Consider the following 24,137-nt stretch of genomic DNA (forward strand, 5'->3'; position numbering starts at 1 on the left):
ATCACTTTCTCCATTTTTATTTGTTTGGATATAAATAACAGACATGTTTTTTTTCTTTATAAAAAATACTAAACATACCCTAAATCGAAAGAGAGGGCTATTCATTGCCAAAAAAACGAACGCATCATTTAAAAAGCGGAGAAAAACAAGAAGAATATGCGGTAGAAATTACCCCTCAGCGTCTTCCAATTAGGCGTCGTCGTAAAGAAATCCATAAAGAAGAAGACAGAACAGACATTGGTACAATTGTTGGGTACATCGCATTATTTATCTCTTTATTTTCAATTGCTTTCTATCCTATTACATTTGGATCTCTTTCCATCTTAATTGGGCTTCTCGCTGTTCGTTATGAAGCAAAAACACTTGGATATACAGCTATTGGCTTTGGAGGATTTTCTCTGCTTTTCAGTTTATTATATCCTCTCTTCTTATCAGCCTTTTAAAAGGCGCTTTCTTATAAAGTGAAAATTCCATCAGTGGAAGACTTCATCCCCCACTGATGGTTAGTTAAACCAATCAGGCGCATACCAACAGTTATTCCCGACCTATCTTCTTCGTTTTTGGGTGAGGGGTCTTACTGCCCAAAAGTAGCGGAATAAAGAACTAAAATGCAAAATGCATCCATTCAACAATGGATGCATTTGTTGTATCCCTTTGCTTATTAACGAAATAACATCACATAACCGCAACCACTGCAATGATAAGCAGTAATTTCTTGAAACACAGGATAGTTCTCCTCATCTCGCTGTTCAATAAATACTTTTTCAAAGCGATACATATTCGGCGCATACGCCCAGTCTTGTTTTGTACGTGCATATAAGGTGGAAGAAAAAAATTCTTCTCCTCCGCAAACCATACAAGTCTTTTTCAAAATAATCTCCTCCCCAAGCCTGTCTTACCATAACTATATGAGAGAGAATATAAAAAAAAGACCTTCTAAACATTAGAAAGTCTTTTCAGAGGAAAAGAGGAACATCCCCAATATTCCAATGGCACTATACGTCTTCTTTTTTCCTGTTTCTGTTTGAAAGGTTTGTTCTATTTTCATAAAGAATACGCCGTTTCGAACATCACTACCAACAAACTCCAGTTTCTCTTCTTTATTATCTTTTTGCTGTGTACAACTAAAACTCACTTCATTACACACAATTGAATATTCATCTGCTAAATGTTTTTGAAAGTCCGCTTCCTTCGGACAAGTTAATAATAAAATTGCTACAAATATAATACTACTAATGCTTATTATTGTGAAAGTCTTCCCCATTTTATCTCCTTTCCAAAAAGAAAGAAAACTTGACTTCTATCGTCAAGTTCCCTTAGTCCATTATCCACTGCCACTCTTGTTCTTTCTTATCAAAGATAAGCCATCCTGTTTCAGAAGCTTCGCTTTTCAAATCTTCTAAACTGTCTAAAACTTCATTTGTACTTTCATACGAACCGATAACATAAACAGGAATCTCTAAGCCACGTCTTGATTCTAATTTTCCTGCTAAGTCCAAATATAAGCCATCTTCCATAAATGGCAGAAGTTTGAGAATGACCTCTTTTGAAATCGCTGGATAAATTTTTGATTTTTGAAAGAATGTGAATCGTTTTTTTCCAAATGAGCCAAGCTTATAAGGAATCACCTTACTAAGCATTCCGACAAAGTCCGGCATTCTTCGGTAATATACCTTATTGTACCAGCCATCATCATGAGAAAGATAAACGAATCTATTTTTCAAAAGTGGGAAAAAAGCCTTCCCGAGCGGTTCCTTTTTGTGTGCCAAATAGAGTAATTCTGCAATTTCTTTTGGCTCCAATTCATCCAAGTCATTCACATCATCAAAATCAACCCAGCAAAATTCTTCAAACTCATCCACATCTGCCGCAATTAATTTATGTATGTTCTCTTCTTCTGCATATTCAAATAAAGTATGATAATGAAGATCAGTCCATTCAAAACTATGCTTTAAAAGCAGGACTTGATGAAGCGGCGAAGGAATATTGCTTGCAAATTCCTCAAACGTAATTCCAGATGTGATAAAACAATGATTGCGACGATTACCATTAATATAAATCATATTCTTGATTTGGTCAGATCCTCCAGACAAAGCACCTAGCCACCTTCGTTTTATATGTTTCAATACTATAGGATATTTTATCACGAAAATTTTTAGAAACATAGAAAAAACTATAAAAACTATTTACATTTTTATGAGTTTTATTACATCACTATTACAAGAAAAAATGCCTGCTTATAAACAGGCATTTTTCATGCAATTTCATCTGGATTTTGTGGATAATGAGAGCTATCCTGTTTTTTATTATTTTGAAAGATCGACTGAATCTTATCAATTGTTTGCGGCGCAAGTTCGATTACCTTCTCTGCCAAGTGCGTTGCATTTTGCAAATGAAGAATATTTACACCATCCTTATTCACAACAAGAAAGGCCACCGGTGTAATAGAAACTCCCCCCGCACTACCACCACCAAATGCGGGATGACTTTGTGACTTTTGCACGTCATTTGTGGAAAAATCTGATCCACCTGCACCAAAACCAAATGCTACTTTTGAAACAGTTAAAACAACACCGCCATCTGCTGTTTGAACAGGTTCACCAACAATTGTATTCACGTCAACCATTTCTTTTAAATTTTCCATAGCTGCTTTCATCAGCCCTTGAATTGGATGATCCACCGTTCATAACCTCCTTTTTCATATCCTTCCTAGTTTTTCCTAAACATTGTGAACTAAACATAAAATTTTTTATTGATTTCCAAAATTATAAGTACTAATATTTAGAAAATACAAATAAAAGGAGTTTCAGCAAAAATGATTCGAAAACTAACCGAACAAGACCATGAACAAGTACTTTCTTTTTTAAAGAAAGAAGCTGCATTCAACCTATTCTTAATTGGTGATATTGAGGCATTTGGATATGATCAAGATTTTCAAGAACTATGGGGACAGTTTACGATAGAAAATGAATTACAAGCTGTTCTATTGAGATTCCATGATTCCTTTATTGCCTATGCTGAGGCTTCATTCCAGCCAGAAGCATTTATTGATCAATTTACTAACCATGACTACATTAAACTCTCTGGAAAATCAGAGGTCGTAGAACAGTTTGAAAATCTCGATAACCTAAACCTTGGTAAAAAACTGCAGACATACTTTTGTGAATGTACAACCGAGAAACAGTTAGTAAAAGATATAAACAAAGAAAATATAAAAATGGCAACGGTTAAAGATGTGGATCGTATTATACATTTACGAAAACAAATTACAGAATTTAAGATAGCAGACAGCGCAGGTAAACTCCTTCGCCAAGCAATTGAAACAAACACCGGACGGACATATTATATAGAAGAAAACGGAAAAATTATCGCGTGCGCGTCCACATCTGCAGAAAATTCATTATCTGCTATGGTTGTAGGTGTATGTACACACTCAAATCACCGCGGAAAAGGGTATGCTTCTCAAATCATAAGTAAAATGATTCAAGATTTTATCGCCGAAGGAAGAACACTTTGTTTATTTTACAGTAACCCTGCTGCTGGACGGATTTATAAACGATTAGGCTTTAAGGATATTGGAACTTGGACAATGTATCGCTAAAAAGAAGTTGCCATCAGCATAGGATATCTTCATTCCCTATTGATGGCAACTTCTTTTTATTGAGGTTAAACCCTATCTCATTCTATATACTGAAAATGCTCTACAATCGGAAAGGGTTCATAAAAATGATGCAATCTCTTTTTCCATTCTTCATACTCACTTGATTTTCGAAATCCTTCCGTATGATCTTCTAACGTCTCCCAGTTAACTAATAGAAGATATTTCCCTTCAGTTTCTATACATTTATGAAGCGTATGACCTTGGTAACCTTTCATAGAAGAAATAATGCTAGAAGCCTCTTGGAAAGCATTTTCAAATTCATTTTCCATTCCAAGCTTCACTCGGAGCATTGCTGCCTCTAATATCATCATCTCATCTCCTAACTTATTATTACATCTCGACCCCATTCTTCTCGTAACAAGCCCATTATCACTGTATCGTAGTATTTTCCATTTACATATACATCTTCACGGAGAACACCCTCCACTTGAAACCCGCACTTTTCATATGAACGAATTGCCCTTTCATTTCCACTCCATGTATCCAGTTGAATTTTTCTCATATTTAAGTTTAAAAATAAATATTTTACAAGTGTTTGTATAGCGTCTGTTCCAAACCCTTTTCCCCAATATTCTTTATCCCCTATCGTTAAGCCAATTACCGCCTTATGTGTCACCGCATCTACATCTCTATAGTCTGCTATTCCGATATATTTTCCCTCTAACGTGTAAACAGCAAACACACATTCATCCTTTTTATTTAAATTCCATACTTGTTCAAAAAAATGGTCTAACTGTTCCATTGAAACATTTGTATAAAATGGTGAATTTCCTGTCGCCCAGTAACTTACTTCATCATCATTGCGCCATTTATAAAGAGAGTTCATATTTTCCTTTGTAATAGCTCGTAATTCTACTAAATTCCCCTTCAATACATATATCCTCCTCAAATATAATCCTTTATCCCCATTCAAATGCTTTCCTATCATTATTTTTAGATTTAAAAGTGTGATTCCATATTTCTTTCAAAATTACATACCCTCACGTTTTAAACTCATAACACTTTGCCTCTCAACGAATCCCATTTCTTTATACAACTCTTTCACAAAATTCCCTGCAAATACGTTCAAACGAATTTCTGAGTAGCCTAGCTTATAGAGTTCATCAACTGCTGCTCTCATAAGCTGGCGCGAAAGACCTTGTCCACGATAGGAAGGAAGCACATACAATTCATAAATAAAACCTAGTTCTTCTCCAGAAAAATAGTCCTTATTGCTTCCAATCAATATCCATCCATTCAATATATCATCATGTTTTATAACAAGATAGAATGCTCCTTTTTTTAAAAGAGGGACTGTAAGCTCTAGTACTTTCTCTTGGCTAAATTGACTCGTTTTCATAGTCCCTTCATATAAAGACTCGGCCGCATGAGCTAAAATTTTTTCCGTATCTCTTTCAGTTGCTCTTTGGATCATAAGAACCTCTTTCCCCCTCCTATTAAACATGTAATACCATTCTTAATGTTTTCAGCATATATCCATCAAAGTCTTCTTCAAACGCATCTACCACTGCAAATCCTTTTGCAGTATAAAATGCTTTTCCTGTTTTATTCTCTGATTCTACGTTAATATATATCTTCTTGACACCTTCTAATGTTGTAATTCCTTTATGTAATAACGCTGTTCCCATACCACTTCCTTGGTATTCAGGCAATAAGTAAATCGCCCCTAACTCCGTTTCACATTGATACTTTATCGGTGAAAAATTTGCAAATCCAACAACTTTCCCGTCTACTTCTCCTACAAATAAGTGTGAATGTTGTAAGCGGTGGCTCATCATGTCATGAGAATAAGCATGCTGTAAAAACTTCTCTTGTGCCGGTATTGGAATAATGTCTTTATATGTATCGTTCCAAGAAATCTTGGCCACATGTTGTACGGCTGGAATATCTTCTTCTTTCATTTCACGGATGACAAAATTCATAAAGACTCCCCCAATCTATAATCTGCTAATGTGTTACACTTCACACACATTCCACCTTCATATACAACTTGGATTAACTTGATACGATTTATTACCGCTCGCATCACTTCAAAGCTCTCACATACATGTTGAAAAGCTTGTCCTAACTGTATTTCGGTTAGTCTACTTGCCACTGTACAATGCGGAACCCATTTATCTGGTACATAATAGGAATCTGTATTATCTTGAAAAAAACTAAAATATTTATGATAGTTTGTATGAAACTGTTTTAGATTTTCTGTTATCGTCGGGGCATAAAAGACCGTTCCATTTACAGGGAAACTTCCTATATGAGAAAATTCACTTTCAATAGTATTCGTACGCTTTGAAAACTGATGCAGCTCTTGCTTGAATATTTCGATATCAAGCTGTTTATAATCTGCTAATGTAATATGTGGTTCCATTCCTTCAATGTTGTTTATATAAGATGACAAATCACTTAATTCATCCCACTTCTTTTTTATATATGTTGCAAATAGTTCATCAAACGTTACAATAACTGCGTACAAGCTGCTCATCTCCTCGCTATTTTCATTTCTTCCCATTCCTCACGGATCATCCCCATCCGAATCGAATCGTAATATTCTCCGTTATAATAACGGCATTTTCTCATTCTTCCTTCTAATTGCATGCCAAGCTTCTCAGCAACTTTCATCATGCGGCTATTTCCTGACCATGTTGTCAAACCGACCCTTCCAATCGTCATATGTTGGAATAGAAAGTCAATGTACATACGTAAAGCTTCTGTACCATAACCTCCATTCCAATATGTTGGATTGTAAATGGTAATTCCAATCTCTAACCAACGTGAAGGCTCATGCTCCCAGTAATACGTTACGATTCCTATGATTTCACCATCTTTTTCAATAAGAAACCTTGAATATGGATCTTTCATTAATTTAGAACATAGACCTTCTTGAAAAGAAGTAAACTCTTGTCTAACAAATGGAAAATACGGTGCATCCCATTTTTTCCACTCTGGATTCTCTTCTTTATAAACTTCTTGCCATAGCGGATACAAATCCGCTTTTTCTATCGTTCGAATAACTACTTTTTCACCTTTTAAATAAGTTTGTTCCATAGAATCCTCCTATATATGCTTTCTCATCTTTCAATTACTATGTATCAATACACTATAAGTTTTACTAGCAAAGATAGTACGAAATCACTCTTCTCTATTTCTAAATGAACTAGAGAAACATTATATTTATTTACTAGTTTTATTTATTATAATGTTTTTTCTGAAAAATCAAAACAAACAATCGATTATTTTGTATAATATTGTAAAAATATGTTTTTTTAGGGTAATTTTATGCTAAGGAAGATATCTCACATTCTCTTTCAATTACTAGCTATTTTTATAGCTATACTCTGTTTAATCAATGCTCCGTTTTTATTCATCAATATGAAAGAAAACAGCATTTCATTTGAACCATTTCAATTTATAAATCATGTAGGCGGCACATTAAAGGAACTATCCTTATTACAATCTCTTTCATTCGAACAAATATCTCTGAGCGGTACAAGAACACTCCCTTTATTTCCAACTGTATTTGAACCGTATACATACTCATTTGCTATTTTATTTGCAGCTTTCTTTCTCGCCTTATTTATTGCAACAGTTATTTTGTACGTATATTTCTTATCTTCGAAACAACTAAAAGATAAGATTGAAGTTGGTTTTTAAAAAATGTTGAACCGACTGATGGACAACACTTTTACACTTTAATTTATACAAAAAATAATGTCCCTATAGGAGAAATTAGCTTTGATAGATATGACATAAATACAAAAACTACAGAATTTAATATCAAAATTGAATACAAACATCGTGGAAATGGATATACAAAAGAAGCAATGTGTTTATTGTTAGAATATTACTTTGAGGATTTTAACGGAGAAATTATGATAGATTGAATTGCAAAAACCAACATTTCTGGCCAAAGAGTTTTACAAAATTTGGATCCCTTCACATAGCAACGACAGATGATGCTTACGTAGTACAAATGAAAAAAGAAGACTTTAAAATCATAAAACCAACTCTTTGTATAAAGTGAAACTTCAATCAGTGGGGGTTTTCTTCATCCTCCACTAATCGAGCTTTTACGAGCAGTTATCCCCATCTATCTTCTTCGCCTCTCTCTCAATCTTGAGGTGGGGTCTTACTGCCCGTTAATGTGGGATAAAGTAAAGCAGAAGACTATCCTCTGCTTTATTTTATTTCCTTATGAAATGAATAACTCACCTTTTCATACCCTTCGCGTTCATAAAAACGATGCGCATCTTTTCTTGGAAACGCCGAAGTTAATACGACACAAGTACAATTATTTTCTTTGCCCCACCCCTCAATATACGACAGCAGTGTCTCTCCATATCCTTTTGAACGATGTGCCTCTGCTGTAACAAGATCATATATAAAGACATGTTTCTTATTATAAAAATTTGTACAAATTGCTGTTCCTGCTAAACTCACTACTTCTCCTTCACTATTATACAAAGCAAATAGGCGATAATTTTCTTGTTTCATTCTTTCCAAAAGAGACTGTGCTTCTTCTTGAGAAAGTGTAGGCCGCAACTGCTGTAATACTGGTAACACCTTACAAAATTCTTGCTTTGTTTTTACCTCTTGCACACATGTATTCATATTCTTTCCCTCCAATTATTTATAAAAAATTCAAAATGTTTTATGATTGTTATTATAAAAAGCACATGCCCCTTTTGTAAGTGGCAGTTTTATTCTTTTTTATAGGGACAGTTTGAAAGGAAGATGACAATGGAACTTATCATCCCATTAGATTCAGAAAGTAAGATACCGCTTTACATACAAATTTATAACTATATAAAACAAGAAATCTTACAAGGAAGTATTGAGGTTGGTAGTCGTCTGCCATCTCACCGCAATTTATCTTTGCAGCTTGGTGTAAGCCGTAATACAGTTGAATGTGCATATCAGCAATTAATCGCTGAAGGATATGTAGAAAGTAAACAAAAAAGAGGTTTATTTGTTGCTGATGCAGATTACGATATGATCCAAACAACAAACAATAAAAATATTGCATATAAAGAGAAACCTGTTCAGGAAAATTTACGTTATGATTTCAGTCATGGGAGCATTGATATAGACTCCTTCCCGTTGTCTACTTGGAAAAAGATAACGAGTAATTGTCTCCTAGAATATGAGAATGACTTATTTACAAAAGAAGACTCACAAGGTGAATGGCAGCTTCGCTATGAAATCTCTCGCTATCTCTATCAAGCACGTGGTGTGCATTCTACCCCAGAACAAATTATCATCGGGGCCGGTACACAACCTCTTCTTTGGCTGCTTTTACAATTGCTTGGTAATAAATACAAGTATGCAATGGAAAATCCGGGTTTTCACCGAGTAAGAGCTATAATACAAAGCTGCGGATTACATATACAGCCCATTTCTCTAGATGAAAAAGGGATTCATATTTCCTCTTTACATAAAAGTGGTGCTAATATTGTATACATAACACCTTCTCATCAATTTCCATACGGAATGATTATGCCGCTTTCTCGCCGAATGGAGCTGCTAAAATGGGCTAGTGAAAATGACAGCTATATTATAGAAGATGATTATGATGGTGAATTTCGTTATACTGGAAAGCCCATCCCTTCCTTACAAGGGTTAGATACAAATGGACGTGTCATTTATATGGGAACATTTTCTAAGTCATTTTTACCTTCACTCCGAATGAGTTATATGGTTCTTCCACAAACTTTGCTAAAAACTTATCAACATGATGGTATCATCTTCAAGCAAACCGTCTCAAAAATACAACAGCTCACATTTGCAACATTTATGAGAGAAGGTTATTGGAATCGACACTTGAATCGAATTCGCACTATATACAAAAAGAAACATCATTTACTAGTACATACAATTCAACAAGAAATGGGCCCTCTCGTCGATATCATAGGTTCCCAGTCTGGACTTCATATTGTATTACATGTTCATAACGGAATGAATGAATATGAGCTTATCGATAAGGCAGCTGAAAATGGTGTCAAAGTATATCCTCTTTCTCTATATGATGCAGAAAATGCTTTACAGAAGGAATCTTACGTATTGATGGGGTTTGGAGGGTTATCAGCAAACGACATTCTCTGTGCTATACAATTATTAAAGAAAGCTTGGTTTTAGGTAACATAAGCAACAAAAAAAGTGCTGTAAACGATATATTTTATCTGTTTATAGCACTTTTTCATTTCTTATTATCTTAAAATAAGGGCTTTATTGTCCTACAGGATAAAAGGGCCTTGTTTTCTTGCATATCCTGACATATCTTTTTTAATAATCTAATGCATTCACTGGTTGAGATTGATGAGAAAGTTGGGTACATTCATGAAAAGCAAAATGTTTACAACCTATACATTTTTGTGTATCCAAATGTTCTAAAGCATAAGTGATAGCTTCCCCTGTATGTTCAAAAAAGTTCTTTTCTCCAATTTCAGCATACAATCCGTTTTTATCTAAAGTTGCTTTTAACTCAGCTTGGATTCCTGAAACAAGAAGTACTCCACCTTGTTTTTTAAAGTGATGAACAATATTCCTAAAATAGGATTCTCCTGTTGTATCAATAAAAGGAACTTTTCCCATACGTAAAATTAAAACTTTTGGTTTATAATGAATAGTTGCTAAAATGTTTTGTTCAAACGTTTGAGCAGCTCCAAAGAATAACGGACCTTCTATTGTATAAATACTAATTTGCGGACAGTCATGCGTTTTATTCACCACATGTGGCAGCAATTTTTCGTTCTTTCTTGTATGATCAGGAAGCACTTTAGATATAACAAGCATGTTACTCATACGTTTTGTAAATAAAATAATAGCTAGAATAAGACCGATTTCTACAGCTGTTGTCAAACTAGTAAATACAGTAAACAAAAATGTTACAAGTAATACAAGAGAATCTCCTGTTTTCATTTTAAGGATGTGAGCAAAATGTTTTTGTTCACTCATATTCCAAGCTACTACCATTAAAACGGGGGCCATACTAGCAAGCGGAATATGTGAAGCAGATGGAGCTAACAGTAGAAGCGTTAATAAGACAAGCACCCCATGAATAATACCTGACATCGGAGAAGTAGCTCCACTCCTAATATTAGTTGCTGTCCGGGCAATCGCTCCAGTTGCCGGAATTCCTCCGAATAAGGGTGTAACAATATTAGCAATTCCTTGACCGATAAGCTCTTTGTTACTGTTGTGCTTACTATTTGTCATACCATCTGCCACGACAGCCGATAAAAGAGATTCAATACTACCCAACATGGCAATAACAAATGCAGGACCAATTAACTGTTTTATACGCTCCAATGTGATTTCTGGAATATGGAACTGAGGAAGTGTACTCGGAATCGCACCATATGCTGTACCGATCGTAGGTACATGACCCGAGAAAAATACCGTTGCAATTACAGTTGAAATAACAATACCTACTAATGAACCAGGAACTTTTGGTAAAATTTTTGGTGTTATCAATATAACAAAAAGGCAAATCAAAGCAGTTATAATACTATAAAAATTGATGGTATCAATATGGATAAAGATTTCCTTCAAATTTGCTATAAATTCCTCATGCTTTTTTATACCTGTCAGCCCCAAAAAGCCAGCAATTTGTCCCGTAAAAATAGTAACAGCAATACCTGATGTAAAACCAACTGTTACAGGACGTGGAATAAACTTAATTAAAGATCCCAGTTTAAAAATCCCCATAAGGCATAAGAGAATTCCAGCTAATAAACCAGCCAGTAGTAAATTTTCATATCCATAAGTAATTACAATGCCTAAAAGAATCGGAACAAAAGCACCTGTCGGTCCTCCAATTTGATACTTCGAACCACCAAATAGCGAAGTGAGGATCCCAGCAATACACGTTGTATAAATCCCATACTCTGGTTTAACCCCAGAAGCGATAGCAAAAGACATGGCAAGTGGAATCGCAACAACTGCGACAATTGTTCCTGAAAGAAGATCCTTTTGAAACTGTCTCAATGAGTATCCTTCAAATCTTCCTGTAAATAATCCTTTCATATAAACCCTTCTTTTCTATTCTTAATAAATCTTGCTTTTTCTGAAAGAATAACTTTTTTAATAAATTCAAATTGCAAATTTTATCTTTTTCTAAAGAGAACGTGAACCTAATATTTACTATACGTTTTGTTCAAATGACGTTCTAATTTACCTATATCTCCACCTTCTTGTACGTAGGTTTTCAACCTTTCTGCTAGAAGTTCTCCACTGCGACTATCTAGCTTCTGCGTATCTATAAGTGATGTAATCGATACCTTCTTTGGCGTACTGTCTCTACGAAACATCTGACCCGGAATTTCGCTCCAAAAACGATTCCATTCATCCCGTAATCCTATTTGATCAAATAAAAAACTTTGAATCCCACACAACCAAGCTGTACAGGCTGTATTCCTTTCTTGACATCCAACTCCATCTTGTAAATGTTGGCATGAAAAACAACAGGAATTCCCACTTTTAATACAAACATTGCATACGTGATGAGCTCCTATTGAGCGAAGTATTTCAATTCCATGTTGGATAATAGCTTCTTTCTTAATTTCAATACTCAATCTGTTCCTCCTTGGCTACCGTTTCACCGTCTGTTTCGTCTAGTTCTTCTAACATTGAAATCGTATCAATCAAATGGTTATTAAAAATTTTCCGTGCAACTTCCAATAAATTCATAATCATAGGATCTCGAAGAGAATATAAAACTCGTTTTCCATCTTTGGTACCAACAACAATATTTTTTGCACGTAACACACTTAACTGTTGAGAAACCGCGGAGCCTTCCTTATTAAGAATGCTTTGAATTTCATTTACACTTTTTTCCCCCTCTGACAGCAATTCGAGAATACGAATTCGCAAGGGATGTGATAAAGCTTTAAAGAAATCAGCCTTAAATTGTTGCATTTCCCCTCCCATTAAAACACCTCCATTACTTATTGTTGATTTTAAATAACCTAGAAGTATCATATACATCTTCAAATGTTTGAATATGTATATGATACTTCTAGAACTTTCAATTATCAATACAAATTTCAAAACGTTAACAAAAAATCAAAAAAGTGCTGTAAANNTTTACAGCACTTTTTTGATTCTGTTGCCGTCACTTATCCACCTAAAATGTCCCTATTTTACACATAGAAGAATTACATCCTGGCTACGAAGACCATGCAAGTAATGTATGGTTAGTAAAAACAAAAGATGAAGAAGTCATTGTTCGCTCTTCTAAATTAGAGGAAGAACCAAATAATGATTTTTGGTGGGGATGTAACCAACTATTAGGAATTGATCCACGATCTGTTCATAATCTAGAAATGGTCAATCATACACTCAGGCATTATACAACTCTCCCTATTCCTAAAGTGTTACGCAAGTATGTTCTAGATCGAGAGTACATTGTCGTTGAAAAACTAGAAGGAAAAATGCTGCAATCCTTCTTCAATCAGCCTGACTCTTTACTACATAACTTTGGAAAAGGATTAGCTGAAATTCATCAATACAAAACAAACTATGTCGGTAATCCATCTAGAACACATCAAATTCCATTACATAGCTTTCATCAACATGTGATACAAACTAGCACAGAACTTATAGAGCGATTTCACTCACATAATCAAAAAATTCGTAACAGGTTTAAAAAATTTATTTCTCAAACTGCATCTCTTCCTTCCCCAGAAGAAGCATCATTCGTTCTTATCGACATGGACCCAACACAATTTTTAACAGATGGTCAAAAAATTACCGGACTTGTAGATACAGAAGCTTACGCTATTGCACCGCGAGAATTCGATTTCATTGGATTAGAATATTTATTTACAGAAACTGAAGCTACAGCATTTCGAAAAGGCTATGAGACTATCTCCCCTCTTCCAAGCTTGACACAATGCAGAGAACCATATCGATATTTATATCGTTTACTGTCTGTTCAAGGAAGTGTGGACCTAGACGAGTGGATGAAACACCCATCTTTCTTTTAATTATCAAATAACACAATATAAGGGGGAGAATACACTATGCAAATTCAAAACGAATGGAGTCAAGAGGACAGCGATTATATTAGAAAACAATTAATCGCATTCAATCATTCGCAAGTTTCAGGTAGTGAGAAATCACTTGTTAAAGATATCTGTTTAACACTAAAAAATGATAATGAAGAAATAGTAGCTGGCTTAACAGGGGTCATATTTTGGCAATGCTTACACGTCAATATTTTATGGGTCAGTGATAGTCTGCACCATAAAGGCTATGGCAGTAAACTCCTATTAGAAGCCGAACGAATAGCGAAAGAAAACGATTGTAATCTTATTAAACTTGATACATTTAGCTTTCAAGCACCGGAATTTTATAAAAAACATGGCTATGAAGTATATGGTGTTATAGAAGATTTCCCGAAAGGACATACACACTATTACTTACAGAAAAGATTAATAGTATCAAATGGAGAGTGATTCTTTGACGATTAAAAAAAAGAATATATTAACCTCAGAAGACATACAACAAATCATCGATTTTACAACATACTGTGAACGTAATGATGGACTGGAGTATAAACCTTCTTTATATGTAGATGTACTCCAAACAAGAAATGAAGCTCAGGTGAATGATTTTCTTTATTACCAAGACGACAAATTAGTTGGTTTTGTAAGTATGTACGAATTTGAAAGACCTACTAAACTTGAATTAATAGGAATGGTTCATCCTTCATTTCGAAGGCAAAAAATATGTAGTAACCTTCTAGATGCAGCTTTTGACGAAATAAAAAATCGTAACATCAATGACCTATTATTCATCGTAAATGCTACTTCTACAAGTGGAAACGCCTTTGCTAAATCTTTTGGATTACAAATTTTGTTTAGTGAATACTCTATGCGATTTAAACGAGATTCAACATCTTTTATAAATATAAAAAATACAATTCACCTTGTACCAGCTACTACTGAGGAATTGCCGAATATCGCTAAAATTGCAAGTAAAGCATTTAACGATTCCTTACAAGATAATATAACATGGTTACATAAGACAATATCAGCACCTAACCGTCAGCTTTATATGGCTCTTTTCAATCAGGAAGTAGTAGGAACGATAACCGTTTCTCATGAAGAAGAGGTCACATCTATCTCTGGCTTTGCTGTAAATCCTTCTTATCAAGGAAGAGGAATTGGAACAAACATGTTACAAACTACTGTACAGCGATTATTAAAAGAAGGAAAAAGAAACATTACACTAGAGGTAGAGACAAAAAATGAGAATGCTTTGCAACTTTATAAGCACTGTGGTTTTGAAATTACTGCGAGCTATCATTACTATGATTTAATTAACAAATAGTCCGGAAGTAACCGTTTTCATTTACATAAAAAAGAAGAATGCATAACATTCTTCTTTTTTACTTTCTTCTTAATGGATTTACAATACCAACGATTTTACCATCTTCTTTGTATACACGTGGAATTCTTCGATCTAACATGCACGTTACTTCATAGTTAATTGTCCCTAACGTATCAGCAATCTCTTCTACTGTAATCTCTTCATTACCTTGCTTACCATAGAAGACAACCTCATCTCCAACATGTACAGGCATCGCTTTTGTTACATCAAGCATAAGTTGATCCATACAAACACGACCGATAATAGGTACTCTCACGCCATTGATTAACGCATAGCCTTTACTTGATAATTGACGGCTAAACCCATCTGCATACCCGATTGGAATCGTAGCAATCCACTCATCACCTGTTGCAACATACGTATTTCCGTAACTTACGCCTCTTCCTTTTTTCGCGTGTTTCACATGAGCTACTTTTGACTTTAACGTTAAAATTGATTGAAGTGAAACTGCTTTATGGTCCACTTCTTTTGAAGGATACATTCCATATACCCCTATCCCGACACGAACCATGTTTTGAAATTCGTTATCTAACTCCATTGTTCCTGCGCTATTGGAACTATGAATAAGAGGCAAATGAATCCCCATACTTTTTGCAGTATTTACAGCCTTCCCAAATAAATCTTTTTGCATCAACGTATATGTTTTATCTACTTCATCAGCAGTCGAGTAATGTGTAAACATTCCTTCTACTTTCACATGTTTCATTTCTTTCAATTTCTGTAGAAATGGTACCACTTCTTCTTCTTGTAAGCCAATTCTACTCATACCTGTATCAATTTTAATTTGAATACGTGCCTTCTTTTGAACACGTTCCGCTATGCGGTCAATATTTATTAAATCTTCAGTCCGATATACCGTAATCATAATATCGTATTCAATTGCATCTGCTACAGCTTCTTCCGGCGTATAACCTAAAATTAAAATTGGTGCAGTAATTCCTGCTTCACGGAGCTCAATTCCCTCATCTATAAAAGCAACTGCAAAATGACTTACTCCAGCTTCAATCGCTGCTTTTGCAATTTCAATCGCACCATGCCCGTATCCATTTGCCTTTACTGCTGCCATCATTGCAATATTTTCATCGTTTACACGTTTTTTAAATTCTCTTACATTATGTTTTACAGCATCTAAATTAATTTCAACAATTGTATTTCTTCCATATCTTGAAATCATTATTCTAACTCCTAACTCAATAATTCCATTCTATTTATCGTTCAATAGGACCTTTAACAATATAATACTTTTCATTTTTTTCGTCAAACTACAAGAATCTTCAGAATTTTGAATATGATAAAATACTCTTAAGACACTATTATAAACGGATGTGAGGAGAAATACAATGTTTGTTCAAGCCACGCTACACCAACTAAAATTTGGGATTGATTCTACAATACAGATGTTAGAACAATTTACTTACGATGAATTACAACATCGCCCTATCAAAAACAAGCGATCCCTCTTTGAAATTTATACACATTTATCTCTTATTTGTTATGCCGATCTTCTTATTTTAAATGAAGCATCAAAAGAAGAACTAAATAAATTTTACTCACAACATACACCTCATACACTTGCAGAAGTTCAACAGACAATGAAAGAAGGTTTTCAACTTCTTGCTAAAACATTTCAAGCATACTCCATAGCAGAGCTTGAAGAAATCACACATTCCTACTGGGGCGTTTCTTATTCTCGTTTTGAATGGTTACTTGAAATTGTTGCTCATTTTTATCATCATCGCGGACAGCTACATACTTTATTGACAGAACATGTGAAAGACCCATTAATTCCTTTATTCGAATGAAAACAAACTGCATTTGCATTTCAACAAAAAACAGCAGCCAATCATGTTCATACAAGTAGCTGCTGTTGATAAAGTGAAACTTCCATCAGTGTTTTTTTCATCCCCCACCTATCTTCTTCGCTTCTCTCTCAATCTTGAGCTCGTTAATGCGGGATAAAGTACAACTATCATTTGTCTTCAGGAAATAGAAAAGGAACGGTTTTCCGTCCCTTTCTATTGCTCTTATTTCTCATTAATAATTCACTTTCTCCGCATCCCAATAATACCTGCTAAACGCTTCTGCTAGTACATCAATAGAGTTATACAATTCTTCTAGCGTATTATCAACACCACCAACTTCTACAAGTAGAGCATTGGAAGATAAATCTTGATTATATGTACCATCTCCTTTACTTTTGTCCTTTTTGAAAATTCCTCGGCTGAGTCCATAATAATGTTTATCCAAATATGAATTAATTTCGTTTGCGATTTTCATATTTTCTTCTCGTCCTTCATTTTCCATCCCGATAATGAAATAAAGTCTTGCGTATGACTTTCCATTAATCACTTTTGTTGTAACATTCTTACGCTGATCATCTCGGTGAATATCAATCGGAAATACAATTTGCTTATTTTGAGCTAACGCTTCTTTTACATATCCATGCGATGCTTTATAAGCCTGATACCACTTCATCTTTTTCTGCGCTAATAAGTCTCCCATATTTGTCTTGTCATGTACAGCCGGAATTCCTTGTCCTTCTAATTGCTGTTTTAATCTCGTACCAAGGAGTGAAACATTTACATCTGGACTTGATGCTTCATCTGGAATTTTTGCTCCAGGTAATAACGGTAAAAACGATTCCCAACTATGCGTATGATAAATAAATACGGCATTTTTTCCCTCTATAGCATTTCCTTTCTTTTGAACAGGATTATTCTTTTCTGCTTCCTGAACTTTTTCTTTAGCCACTTCACGCTCTTTCGTAATTTCTTCTATCGGTACACTTGATTCATTTGGTATATTTGTATAATCGGTTCCTTCTCCAGCTACAAGAATGTCAGAATAATAATTTGCCATTCCTGGGATTTCTTTTCCCATAAATGTTCGAATATCTTGCAAACGCATATCTGTTGTTAATGAAAATAATAACGCTCCTACTGATTCTCGTTTCTTTGTTTGAAAATATTCAAAAGAAAAGTAATGATTTTCCATTTCAACCATTTGCATAAATCCTTGTATGGAAATTTTTCCAAACCATTGACTCACATAATATGATTTCATTGTATGTAACATCGTTGTGACCAAAGATGCAGCAACTAAAATAAAAAATGCATAAGAACACAGCAAAATAATAATCTTCTTCCCATGCGACTGAGAATGTATAAAATACTTTTTCATGGTACCACCCTTTCTATACATGGGTATGTACAAGCTTTATACAATATACATTCTGATTACACTACTATGTCCTGCACGTTTTGAAGCTTGAATATATACACCTACTATTTAATTCGTATATATATTTTCAGCTTCATTTTATATATCTACTCCTCACATCTTCAACTTCAAATATATCTTCAAAAAAAAAGAGAAATGGCAACCATTTCTCTTCCTCGTTTCTATTGTTCTTTTTTCGTATCTATAGAAGGCAGCTGTTTCTCTTTAAACAGCTCTCCAATTGCTCCTAAGCTTCCTAATGTTTCAACGGCATTTGATGGAAGGAACACTTTGTTTGCTGGTCCTTTTGCAATCTCAGTTAATGATTCAAATGACTGGTATGCAAGAACACGCTCATCAAGTCCTGCTTGACGCAGCATTTGAATACGTTTTTGTTCTGCTTTCGCAATTTCTTCAATTGCTTTTGCTTCCCCTTGCGCTTCTAGTTCTTTCGCTTGTCGTAAACCTTCCGCCTCTCGAATACGCGCTTCTTTATCACCTTCAGCCATTAGGATTTTACTTTGTTTCTCCCCTTCCGCGCGAAGTACTTTATCCTGTTTTGCTGCTTCTGCTTCGAGAATAATTGCACGTTTATTTCGTTCTGCCTTCATTTGTTTTTCCATCGCTACTTGTATGTCTTTAGGTGGAATAATATCTACAACTTCAACACGTTCAATACGAACGCCCCATTTTTCTGTCGCCTCATCAAGTGCTAAACGAATTTCTGTTGAAATTTTTTCACGACCAGATAACGTTTCATCAAGCTCCATTTTCCCGATGATTTGCCGCATTGTTGCAGATGTAACATTACGAACCCCAAATTCATAATTTGAAATACCATATGTCGCCAGCTCTGGGTCAACAATTTGATAGAAAATAATCGTATCAATCTCAACTTGTACGTTATCTTTTGTAATTACTGTTTGTGGTGGTACATTTGTTTGTTGGATACGTAAATCATGATAAAGACGTACACGATCAATAACCGGGATAATCATATTTAAACCCGGGTGCATCACACGCTGGAATTTACCTAAGCGCTCTATAACACCTACTTTTTGCTGCGGAATAATTTTAATTGTTAATACGATAAATACAATAACAATCAATGCTAAAATAATTGATAATATTAAACCAACCATTATAGTTCACACTCCCTTTTCACATGCACAACTGTGCTGCTCCTCTTTACAACAATAACGCTTTCTCCATCTAAAATTGGTTCATCTGAAACAGCAGTCCACATATCTCCATCTATTTTCACAATGCCATTCGCTTCATTTGTAATCGTTTGCACTATTATACCTTTTTTACCAACAAGTTGATCAACTGCATCTGTATACCCTTTTGCCTCCCGAAAATTCTTGGAAATACGTTTTGTAAAGATTGTCAAAACAAGACTGACAATAGATGCTATTACAACTTGAAGTAGCAAAGAATTTGGTACAAATAGCGCAATTAGACCTCCGACCACTGCACCTATTCCAAGCCATAATAAGTAAAATGTAACAGTCAGCATCTCTGCAATAAATAAAAGTCCGGCAATGACAAACCAAATCACCCATCCTGCCATGTGCAACCCTCGCTTCCATTCTATTTTTTATATGTATATGAGAGAAAGAAAACTTTATCCCGCTATTCGCGGGCAGTAAGACCCCCACCTCAAGATTGAGGGAAGTGAAGAAGATAGGTGGGGGATAACCGCCCGTAAAAGCCCGATTGGTGAGAGCTTTCCATCAGTGGGGGGATGAATCCCCTCCGCTGATGGAAGTTTCACTTTATCACGTTGTATCGAATAACCACTAAAAAGCTGAGGCGCCCATTCACAAATAATAAAATCTTACTATTACTAGAAAGTATGTAGTATCACATCTATTAGATGAAGAATATACTAAAACGATATATTAATATATTCTTTATTACACATGACAAATCCTCTCAAAAAATGACAAAAAATATTTTTTCACAAATGAGATCATGAATTGAACTACCCCCACCTACCGCTTCGCGCTTGAGGTGGGGGTCTTCTCGCCAGATATGATAAATAACTTAGATAAGAAACCATTACATTATCTAAGCAAACATTTCCTACGTATTTAGCTAATTCAGTCATATATACATCTCACTGTTGTTTACACTATGATGTTTACCACTTACGTATACGTAACAGTGAGAAAGCGATGTTTCTTAAATAGAAACATCGCTTTCTTGTTTACGCATATACTTTTTTCTTATATAACATCGTCATTCCACCATTCTCTCCTCCATCATCATTACTTTATTTTGCTACTTGTGAGCAGTAAAACTCCCACCTCAAGATTTTGAGAAAACAAAGAAGATAAGTGCACGATGAAGAAAAACCCCACTGATAGAAAGTTCACTTTATAACTTCTTCTAAAGTGAACTGATTTTCATATAAATACGTCGCGTATGGATTTCCAACATAACGCACATGCCACGGTTCATACGTATATCCTGTTATCGCTTCTTTTTCTTTTTCATAACGGATAATAAAACCAAATTTATGGGCATTTTCAGCAAGCCATTTTCCTTCCTTCGTGTCTCCAAATAAAGGTTCTAATTGAAAATTTGCAGATTGTGATGTAATGTCGATCGCTAACCCTGTTTGATGTTCACTTGTACCAGGTACTGCACTAGACATCGCTGTTTTTGCTTCCCCATCTTGTTTTTTATACATCGTATTCAATGCTTTTTGCCGTTCAAATGAACGAAATGCAGAAACAGCAAATAAAGAGATTTTTTCACTATTCGCTTGTTGAAACATGCGTTCTAATGCTGTAGCAGCTTCTTTACGCATTTTCTTTTTTTCATTATCGCCTTCATATAGAAAACGAACTTTTGGTATTACCAAATCTTGCGGTTCATACAAATCTGGCAAACGCCTTTTCTTATTCACAAGGACAAGAGTTGAATCTGGATTGTTAACAACCGCAAGCCCGCCTTCAATTTTTGCAATTGTTTCTTGTACCTTTGGAAAAACAACGTTTCCTTGCGCTTCTATCGATTGTTTTTCCTTATGCTCTATATATTGCAGCATTGCAATCACTCCAATGACAATCGCTACACTAAACAACATCCATTTTCTCTTCATATAACATCCTTTTATTCTAATAATTTTTCTATACAATACTCATCAACTTCCGTTACGCTCAATAACAGTTAATTCTAAACATCACATACCATATATTTTTCCCCATTCTCTCATCCGTTTAAACCATTCGCTCCAACTTATTTCAAAATTTCAGAGATGCGTTTGCTTCTTATACTGCAATTTACCTACTCATTACGGTTACATTGTTTACATAATAAAATTATTTGCAAGAGCCATTTTATAAAGTGAAACTTCCATCAGTGGGGGGTTTTTTCATCCCCCACCTATCTTCTTTGCTTTTCTCTCAATCTTAAGGTGGGGGGCTTACTGCCCGTTAATGCGGGATAAATGAACATTCGCTACTATTTTTCTAAATCCCTTTTCCTTTTTCATAAGATAAAGAGACAAATTTCGATACAAAACAAAGAGCGTAAGCAACGTTTGCTTACGCTTAACCATTCACTTTCTCCGCTTTCCAATAGTACTCACTAAACGCTTCTGCAAGCGCATCAATACTACGATTGAGTTCTTCTTCCGAATTATCAACACCGCCTACTTCAATTAGAATCGCTTGACCGGATAAGTCTTGATTATATACCCCATTTCCTGAACTAAAACCTTTTTGAACTACTCCTCGGCTCAATCCAGGATACTTTTCGTTTAATGATTCATGCAGCGCTGTTGCCAATTGTAAGTTTTTTGCATAATTTTTATTTCCTTTCCCAATAACAAATGCCAACTTTGCATATGATTTATCACCAATCTGTTTCGTCGTTACATCTTTCCTTGCACTATCTCTATGCAAATCAAAAAAATATTGAAGCTGTCTATCGCTGGTCATAGCTTCTTGAACAATCTCACGAGACATTTTATAAGAGCTATTACTGTTTAACCCTTTACTAATTAGTTTTTTCCCCACGTCCGTTGTATCATTTACTGCTCCAATCCCATGACTTTCAAATTGCTCACGAAGTCTGTTTCCAAACAAAGAAATATTTGTTGTTGCACTGGTGGCTTTATTTGGATCCGGGTCATTCGTTAAATTTAATAATGGCAAATATGACTCCCAACTATGTGTATGATAAATAAATACTACTTGCCGATTTCCCGTCGTTTGTGCTGGCTTCGGTTTCTCTTTATTTGAATCTGTTTTTTGAGGATTTCCTTGTTCTCCTGTCCTCTCTTTTACAAGCTCTTCTAGAGGTACGCTCGATTCAATAGGCAAATTTGTATAGTTTGTTCCTTCTCCAGCAATCACAATTTCCGTGTCATATTTTGAAAAACCTGGAAGTTCTGTTCCAATTAAACTACGAACGTCATCAAAGCGGATATTTGTCATTGCAGATAAAAGAAAAGAAGAGATAGAAAAATCTGCATTTAAATGACGATATTCTTGTGTAAAGTAACGATTTTCTGAACCAAGCACATACATATATCCATTCATAGAAAGGTCATTTAACCATTTATATAAATACGTTGATTTTGTTTCTTTTAATGATGTTACGATCATACTAACAAACAAAAAAGCAGCCATTATTCCTATTAAAAATAGAAAAATAAATTTTGTAAGACTTGTCCGTTTCACATAAAAATAGCTTCGACTCATTAGATCACCCTCTCCCTATAAACATATGTACAAGCTATAGAGAATAGACCAAATGCAATTTGGCAATATTGGCATTGAGGTGAAAAGAATTGAAACTGATGATTGGATTATTTCCTATTATATTATCTTGTTTATTTGTTTTACTTGCGGTACATCCACGTATTCGCATTTGGTTAGATATATTTGCGTATGTTTGTTTATATGGATTTGGAACCATTATTGCATTTACTGTATACGATGTATTACTTCAGCAGACTGTTTTTATGACAACCATTCATCGTATATTATTAAACCCTTTATTTCTTCTTACTGGTGCGTATATCGGTATATATTTTTTATATCTAATACTGTATAAACTCATTTCAAGCATAAGAAATTAAAGGAAGGTGCTATGATGAAAAATTATATACGTTGCTATAAATGTAAAAAGTGCATTTATCGTAAGCGTGATCTCGTTACAGTTGCTTTGTTTTTTCAAATCCTCACTTATCATGGTTGCTGTTTTGAACAAGAATTACACGAACTACGCTTTCCTTTGTCCAAATTCCTTCCCTTAAACACACTGTTTGGCAAATTTCTTTCTTCTTACACACTTTGTATTGGTTTCATTTTACTTCTGACAGACCCTTCTGTATTTTGGCTTAGTATGCTTTGCTTTCTTCCAATCTTTTACCGTTTCTTTTCTTATTGGTACATTGAACGTTACTTCTAAAGAAACTGATTAGATTTTCCTTTTGAGATGCTTATACATGTCCATTTTTTCTCATACTTTTAGCCAATTGCTGTTCCATTGGGAACCTCCATACCTGGCTCTAATAAAATAACATCACCTTTTTCAGGAACGCCGCCAAGTACAAGTACTTCAGATTTAAATCCGGCCACTCGTTTTGGCGGAAAATTAACAACTGCAACAACTTGCTTTCCAATAAGTTCTTCCGGCGTATATCGTTTCGTGATTTGCGCGCTTGACTGTTTCATTCCAAGTTCACCAAAATCAATCTCTAGCTTAATAGCGGGTACTCGAGCTTCAGGAAATACTTCTGCTCGATAAATCGTCCCAATACGAATATCTAATTTCATAAAATCTTCAAAAGTAGCCATTTTTATATTCCTCCTTGCCATTTATCCCGTATTAACGGGCAGTAAGACCC

Annotated in this window: 30 protein-coding genes and 1 pseudogene; 10 read left to right on the forward strand and 21 right to left on the reverse strand. The window is 34.9% G+C overall.

Translation table 11 applies throughout. The features are described from left to right. Positions 1-104 precede the first annotated feature (104 nt). Positions 105-443, forward strand: coding sequence for a permease (locus tag CN326_RS20545; protein WP_098310832.1), 339 nt, complete (start codon positions 105-107; stop codon positions 441-443). Positions 444-661: 218 nt separating this feature from the next. Here CN326_RS20545 and CN326_RS20550 read toward each other — a convergent pair whose 3' ends face one another. The 4 genes from CN326_RS20550 to ytfJ all read right to left on the reverse strand — a co-directional run bounded on the left by CN326_RS20550 (position 662) and on the right by ytfJ (position 2,680). Continuing rightward, positions 662-871 carry a hypothetical protein gene (locus CN326_RS20550; protein WP_141525095.1) on the reverse strand — a complete coding sequence of 70 codons (210 nt, stop codon included), beginning with the start codon at positions 869-871 and terminating at the stop codon, positions 662-664. A gap of 72 nt (positions 872-943) precedes the next feature. After that, positions 944-1,264 (reverse strand): hypothetical protein, encoded by a 321-nt coding sequence (locus tag CN326_RS20555; RefSeq protein ID WP_098310834.1) that lies wholly within the window; start codon positions 1,262-1,264, stop codon positions 944-946. 52 nt (positions 1,265-1,316) lie between these two features. After that, positions 1,317-2,093 (reverse strand): oxalate:formate antiporter, encoded by a 777-nt coding sequence (locus CN326_RS20560; RefSeq protein WP_098310835.1) that lies wholly within the window; start codon positions 2,091-2,093, stop codon positions 1,317-1,319. Between the two features lie 161 nt (positions 2,094-2,254). Continuing rightward, complete coding sequence (gene ytfJ / locus CN326_RS20565) at positions 2,255-2,680, reverse strand: GerW family sporulation protein (RefSeq protein ID WP_098310836.1); 426 nt, start codon at positions 2,678-2,680, stop codon at positions 2,255-2,257. A 135-nt stretch (positions 2,681-2,815) separates the two neighbouring features. Between ytfJ and CN326_RS20570 the strand changes: the two genes are divergently transcribed. After that, positions 2,816-3,601, forward strand: a complete 786-nt coding sequence (locus CN326_RS20570) for a GNAT family N-acetyltransferase (protein WP_098310837.1) — start codon at positions 2,816-2,818, stop codon at positions 3,599-3,601. A 77-nt stretch (positions 3,602-3,678) separates the two neighbouring features. On the opposite strand, the gene CN326_RS20575 is transcribed toward CN326_RS20570, so the two are convergent. The 6 genes from CN326_RS20575 to CN326_RS20600 all read right to left on the reverse strand — a co-directional run bounded on the left by CN326_RS20575 (position 3,679) and on the right by CN326_RS20600 (position 6,703). Then, positions 3,679-3,969 carry an antibiotic biosynthesis monooxygenase family protein gene (locus CN326_RS20575; RefSeq protein WP_098310838.1) on the reverse strand — a complete coding sequence of 97 codons (291 nt, stop codon included), beginning with the start codon at positions 3,967-3,969 and terminating at the stop codon, positions 3,679-3,681. A gap of 11 nt (positions 3,970-3,980) precedes the next feature. After that, positions 3,981-4,532 carry a GNAT family N-acetyltransferase gene (locus CN326_RS20580; protein WP_255258173.1) on the reverse strand — a complete coding sequence of 184 codons (552 nt, stop codon included), beginning with the start codon at positions 4,530-4,532 and terminating at the stop codon, positions 3,981-3,983. 99 nt (positions 4,533-4,631) lie between these two features. Continuing rightward, a complete protein-coding gene (locus CN326_RS20585; RefSeq protein ID WP_098310840.1) occupies positions 4,632-5,075 on the reverse strand; it encodes a GNAT family N-acetyltransferase in 444 nt (147 codons plus the stop codon). 22 nt (positions 5,076-5,097) lie between these two features. Then, complete coding sequence (locus CN326_RS20590; RefSeq protein ID WP_098310841.1) at positions 5,098-5,583, reverse strand: GNAT family N-acetyltransferase; 486 nt, start codon at positions 5,581-5,583, stop codon at positions 5,098-5,100. Next, a complete protein-coding gene (locus CN326_RS20595; RefSeq protein ID WP_098310842.1) occupies positions 5,580-6,167 on the reverse strand; it encodes a 2'-5' RNA ligase family protein in 588 nt (195 codons plus the stop codon). The genes CN326_RS20590 and CN326_RS20595 overlap by 4 nt, the downstream gene beginning before the upstream one ends. Next, entirely contained in the window at positions 6,137-6,703 is a 567-nt protein-coding gene (locus tag CN326_RS20600) for a GNAT family N-acetyltransferase (protein ID WP_098310843.1), read from the reverse strand. Before CN326_RS20600 ends, CN326_RS20595 begins: the two co-directional genes overlap by 31 nt. A gap of 231 nt (positions 6,704-6,934) precedes the next feature. Here CN326_RS20600 and CN326_RS20605 point away from each other — a divergent pair, with 231 nt between their 5' ends. After that, complete coding sequence (locus CN326_RS20605; protein WP_098310844.1) at positions 6,935-7,309, forward strand: hypothetical protein; 375 nt, start codon at positions 6,935-6,937, stop codon at positions 7,307-7,309. A 26-nt stretch (positions 7,310-7,335) separates the two neighbouring features. Beyond that, positions 7,336-7,539: pseudogene (locus CN326_RS25465) on the forward strand (GNAT family N-acetyltransferase); the annotation flags it as partial. Positions 7,540-7,834: 295 nt separating this feature from the next. Here CN326_RS25465 and CN326_RS20615 read toward each other — a convergent pair. After that, a complete protein-coding gene (locus CN326_RS20615; RefSeq protein ID WP_098310845.1) occupies positions 7,835-8,266 on the reverse strand; it encodes a GNAT family N-acetyltransferase in 432 nt (143 codons plus the stop codon). A gap of 129 nt (positions 8,267-8,395) precedes the next feature. On the opposite strand from CN326_RS20615, the gene pdxR reads away from it, so the two are divergent. Then, positions 8,396-9,790 (forward strand): MocR-like pyridoxine biosynthesis transcription factor PdxR, encoded by a 1,395-nt coding sequence (gene pdxR, locus CN326_RS20620; RefSeq protein ID WP_098310846.1) that lies wholly within the window; start codon positions 8,396-8,398, stop codon positions 9,788-9,790. Between the two features lie 147 nt (positions 9,791-9,937). Here the strand turns inward: pdxR and CN326_RS20625 are convergent, their stop codons facing one another. The 3 genes from CN326_RS20625 to CN326_RS20635 form a co-directional block, all read right to left on the reverse strand. After that, positions 9,938-11,680 (reverse strand): SulP family inorganic anion transporter, encoded by a 1,743-nt coding sequence (locus CN326_RS20625; protein ID WP_098310847.1) that lies wholly within the window; start codon positions 11,678-11,680, stop codon positions 9,938-9,940. A gap of 107 nt (positions 11,681-11,787) precedes the next feature. Beyond that, the gene (locus tag CN326_RS20630; protein WP_098310848.1) at positions 11,788-12,228 is read right to left on the reverse strand and encodes a DNA mismatch repair protein; all 441 of its coding nucleotides are present in this window, start codon (positions 12,226-12,228) and stop codon (positions 11,788-11,790) included. Then, entirely contained in the window at positions 12,218-12,583 is a 366-nt protein-coding gene (locus CN326_RS20635) for an ArsR/SmtB family transcription factor (protein ID WP_098310849.1), read from the reverse strand. Before CN326_RS20635 ends, CN326_RS20630 begins: the two co-directional genes overlap by 11 nt. Positions 12,584-12,792: 209 nt before the next feature. Here CN326_RS20635 and CN326_RS20640 point away from each other — a divergent pair, with 209 nt between their 5' ends. Genes CN326_RS20640 through CN326_RS20650 form a run of 3 tightly spaced genes read left to right on the forward strand, consistent with a single transcriptional unit; the run spans position 12,793 to position 14,989 of the window. Next, a complete protein-coding gene (locus CN326_RS20640) occupies positions 12,793-13,641 on the forward strand; it encodes a phosphotransferase (protein ID WP_098310850.1) in 849 nt (282 codons plus the stop codon). Between the two features lie 36 nt (positions 13,642-13,677). Then, the gene (locus CN326_RS20645; RefSeq protein WP_098310851.1) at positions 13,678-14,112 is read left to right on the forward strand and encodes a GNAT family N-acetyltransferase; all 435 of its coding nucleotides are present in this window, start codon (positions 13,678-13,680) and stop codon (positions 14,110-14,112) included. Positions 14,113-14,116: 4 nt separating this feature from the next. Beyond that, positions 14,117-14,989 carry a GNAT family N-acetyltransferase gene (locus CN326_RS20650; RefSeq protein ID WP_098310852.1) on the forward strand — a complete coding sequence of 291 codons (873 nt, stop codon included), beginning with the start codon at positions 14,117-14,119 and terminating at the stop codon, positions 14,987-14,989. Between the two features lie 58 nt (positions 14,990-15,047). Here the strand turns inward: CN326_RS20650 and alr are convergent, their stop codons facing one another. Beyond that, on the reverse strand, positions 15,048-16,223 hold the full coding sequence (alr, locus tag CN326_RS20655; protein WP_098310853.1) for an alanine racemase: 1,176 nt from the start codon (positions 16,221-16,223) through the stop codon (positions 15,048-15,050). 166 nt (positions 16,224-16,389) lie between these two features. Between alr and CN326_RS20660 the strand changes: the two genes are divergently transcribed. Beyond that, positions 16,390-16,851 carry a DinB family protein gene (locus CN326_RS20660; RefSeq protein WP_098310854.1) on the forward strand — a complete coding sequence of 154 codons (462 nt, stop codon included), beginning with the start codon at positions 16,390-16,392 and terminating at the stop codon, positions 16,849-16,851. Between the two features lie 232 nt (positions 16,852-17,083). Here CN326_RS20660 and spoIIP (CN326_RS20665) read toward each other — a convergent pair whose 3' ends face one another. The 5 genes from spoIIP (CN326_RS20665) to spoIIP (CN326_RS20685) form a co-directional block, all read right to left on the reverse strand. Continuing rightward, entirely contained in the window at positions 17,084-18,229 is a 1,146-nt protein-coding gene (spoIIP, locus tag CN326_RS20665; RefSeq protein WP_255258174.1) for a stage II sporulation protein P, read from the reverse strand. Positions 18,230-18,450: 221 nt separating this feature from the next. Then, complete coding sequence (locus CN326_RS20670; RefSeq protein ID WP_098310856.1) at positions 18,451-19,410, reverse strand: SPFH domain-containing protein; 960 nt, start codon at positions 19,408-19,410, stop codon at positions 18,451-18,453. Then, on the reverse strand, positions 19,410-19,841 hold the full coding sequence (locus tag CN326_RS20675; RefSeq protein ID WP_098310857.1) for an NfeD family protein: 432 nt from the start codon (positions 19,839-19,841) through the stop codon (positions 19,410-19,412). Before CN326_RS20675 ends, CN326_RS20670 begins: the two co-directional genes overlap by 1 nt. Before the next feature lie 804 nt (positions 19,842-20,645). Further along, positions 20,646-21,380 carry a M15 family metallopeptidase gene (locus CN326_RS20680; protein WP_098310858.1) on the reverse strand — a complete coding sequence of 245 codons (735 nt, stop codon included), beginning with the start codon at positions 21,378-21,380 and terminating at the stop codon, positions 20,646-20,648. Positions 21,381-21,831: 451 nt separating this feature from the next. Beyond that, the gene (spoIIP, locus tag CN326_RS20685; protein WP_098310859.1) at positions 21,832-22,986 is read right to left on the reverse strand and encodes a stage II sporulation protein P; all 1,155 of its coding nucleotides are present in this window, start codon (positions 22,984-22,986) and stop codon (positions 21,832-21,834) included. A gap of 89 nt (positions 22,987-23,075) precedes the next feature. Here spoIIP (CN326_RS20685) and CN326_RS20690 point away from each other — a divergent pair, with 89 nt between their 5' ends. Next, positions 23,076-23,366, forward strand: coding sequence for a hypothetical protein (locus tag CN326_RS20690; RefSeq protein ID WP_098310860.1), 291 nt, complete (start codon positions 23,076-23,078; stop codon positions 23,364-23,366). A 391-nt stretch (positions 23,367-23,757) separates the two neighbouring features. Here the strand turns inward: CN326_RS20690 and csaA are convergent, their stop codons facing one another. Then, positions 23,758-24,087 carry a chaperone CsaA gene (gene csaA, locus CN326_RS20700; protein ID WP_098310862.1) on the reverse strand — a complete coding sequence of 110 codons (330 nt, stop codon included), beginning with the start codon at positions 24,085-24,087 and terminating at the stop codon, positions 23,758-23,760. Between the last annotated feature and the right edge of the window lie 50 nt (positions 24,088-24,137).

It is taken from the genome of Bacillus sp. AFS018417, from assembly GCF_002560985.1.
Taxonomy (GTDB): domain Bacteria; phylum Bacillota; class Bacilli; order Bacillales; family Bacillaceae_G; genus Bacillus_A; species Bacillus_A rhizoplanae.

Bases quoted from the DNA above. Each gene is read 5' to 3' on its own strand.
- CN326_RS20575 (WP_098310838.1), bottom strand. From the start codon at position 3,969: ATGATATTAGAGGCAGCAATGCTCCGAGTGAAGCTTGGAATGGAAAAT.
- spoIIP (WP_255258174.1), bottom strand. From the start codon at position 18,229: ATGAAAAAGTATTTTATACATTCTCAGTCGCATGGGAAGAAGATTATT.
- CN326_RS20600 (WP_098310843.1), bottom strand. From the start codon at position 6,703: ATGGAACAAACTTATTTAAAAGGTGAAAAAGTAGTTATTCGAACGATA.
- spoIIP (WP_098310859.1), bottom strand. From the start codon at position 22,986: ATGAGTCGAAGCTATTTTTATGTGAAACGGACAAGTCTTACAAAATTT.
- CN326_RS20615 (WP_098310845.1), bottom strand. From the start codon at position 8,266: ATGAATACATGTGTGCAAGAGGTAAAAACAAAGCAAGAATTTTGTAAG.
- CN326_RS20595 (WP_098310842.1), bottom strand. From the start codon at position 6,167: ATGGGAAGAAATGAAAATAGCGAGGAGATGAGCAGCTTGTACGCAGTT.
- csaA (WP_098310862.1), bottom strand. From the start codon at position 24,087: ATGGCTACTTTTGAAGATTTTATGAAATTAGATATTCGTATTGGGACG.
- CN326_RS20635 (WP_098310849.1), bottom strand. From the start codon at position 12,583: ATGGGAGGGGAAATGCAACAATTTAAGGCTGATTTCTTTAAAGCTTTA.
- CN326_RS20675 (WP_098310857.1), bottom strand. From the start codon at position 19,841: ATGGCAGGATGGGTGATTTGGTTTGTCATTGCCGGACTTTTATTTATT.
- pdxR (WP_098310846.1), top strand. From the start codon at position 8,396: ATGGAACTTATCATCCCATTAGATTCAGAAAGTAAGATACCGCTTTAC.
- CN326_RS20585 (WP_098310840.1), bottom strand. From the start codon at position 5,075: ATGATCCAAAGAGCAACTGAAAGAGATACGGAAAAAATTTTAGCTCAT.
- CN326_RS20625 (WP_098310847.1), bottom strand. From the start codon at position 11,680: ATGAAAGGATTATTTACAGGAAGATTTGAAGGATACTCATTGAGACAG.
- CN326_RS20555 (WP_098310834.1), bottom strand. From the start codon at position 1,264: ATGGGGAAGACTTTCACAATAATAAGCATTAGTAGTATTATATTTGTA.
- CN326_RS20680 (WP_098310858.1), bottom strand. From the start codon at position 21,380: ATGAAGAGAAAATGGATGTTGTTTAGTGTAGCGATTGTCATTGGAGTG.
- CN326_RS20570 (WP_098310837.1), top strand. From the start codon at position 2,816: ATGATTCGAAAACTAACCGAACAAGACCATGAACAAGTACTTTCTTTT.
- CN326_RS20590 (WP_098310841.1), bottom strand. From the start codon at position 5,583: ATGAATTTTGTCATCCGTGAAATGAAAGAAGAAGATATTCCAGCCGTA.
- alr (WP_098310853.1), bottom strand. From the start codon at position 16,223: ATGATTTCAAGATATGGAAGAAATACAATTGTTGAAATTAATTTAGAT.
- CN326_RS20605 (WP_098310844.1), top strand. From the start codon at position 6,935: ATGCTAAGGAAGATATCTCACATTCTCTTTCAATTACTAGCTATTTTT.
- CN326_RS20670 (WP_098310856.1), bottom strand. From the start codon at position 19,410: ATGGTTGGTTTAATATTATCAATTATTTTAGCATTGATTGTTATTGTA.
- CN326_RS20660 (WP_098310854.1), top strand. From the start codon at position 16,390: ATGTTTGTTCAAGCCACGCTACACCAACTAAAATTTGGGATTGATTCT.
- CN326_RS20645 (WP_098310851.1), top strand. From the start codon at position 13,678: ATGCAAATTCAAAACGAATGGAGTCAAGAGGACAGCGATTATATTAGA.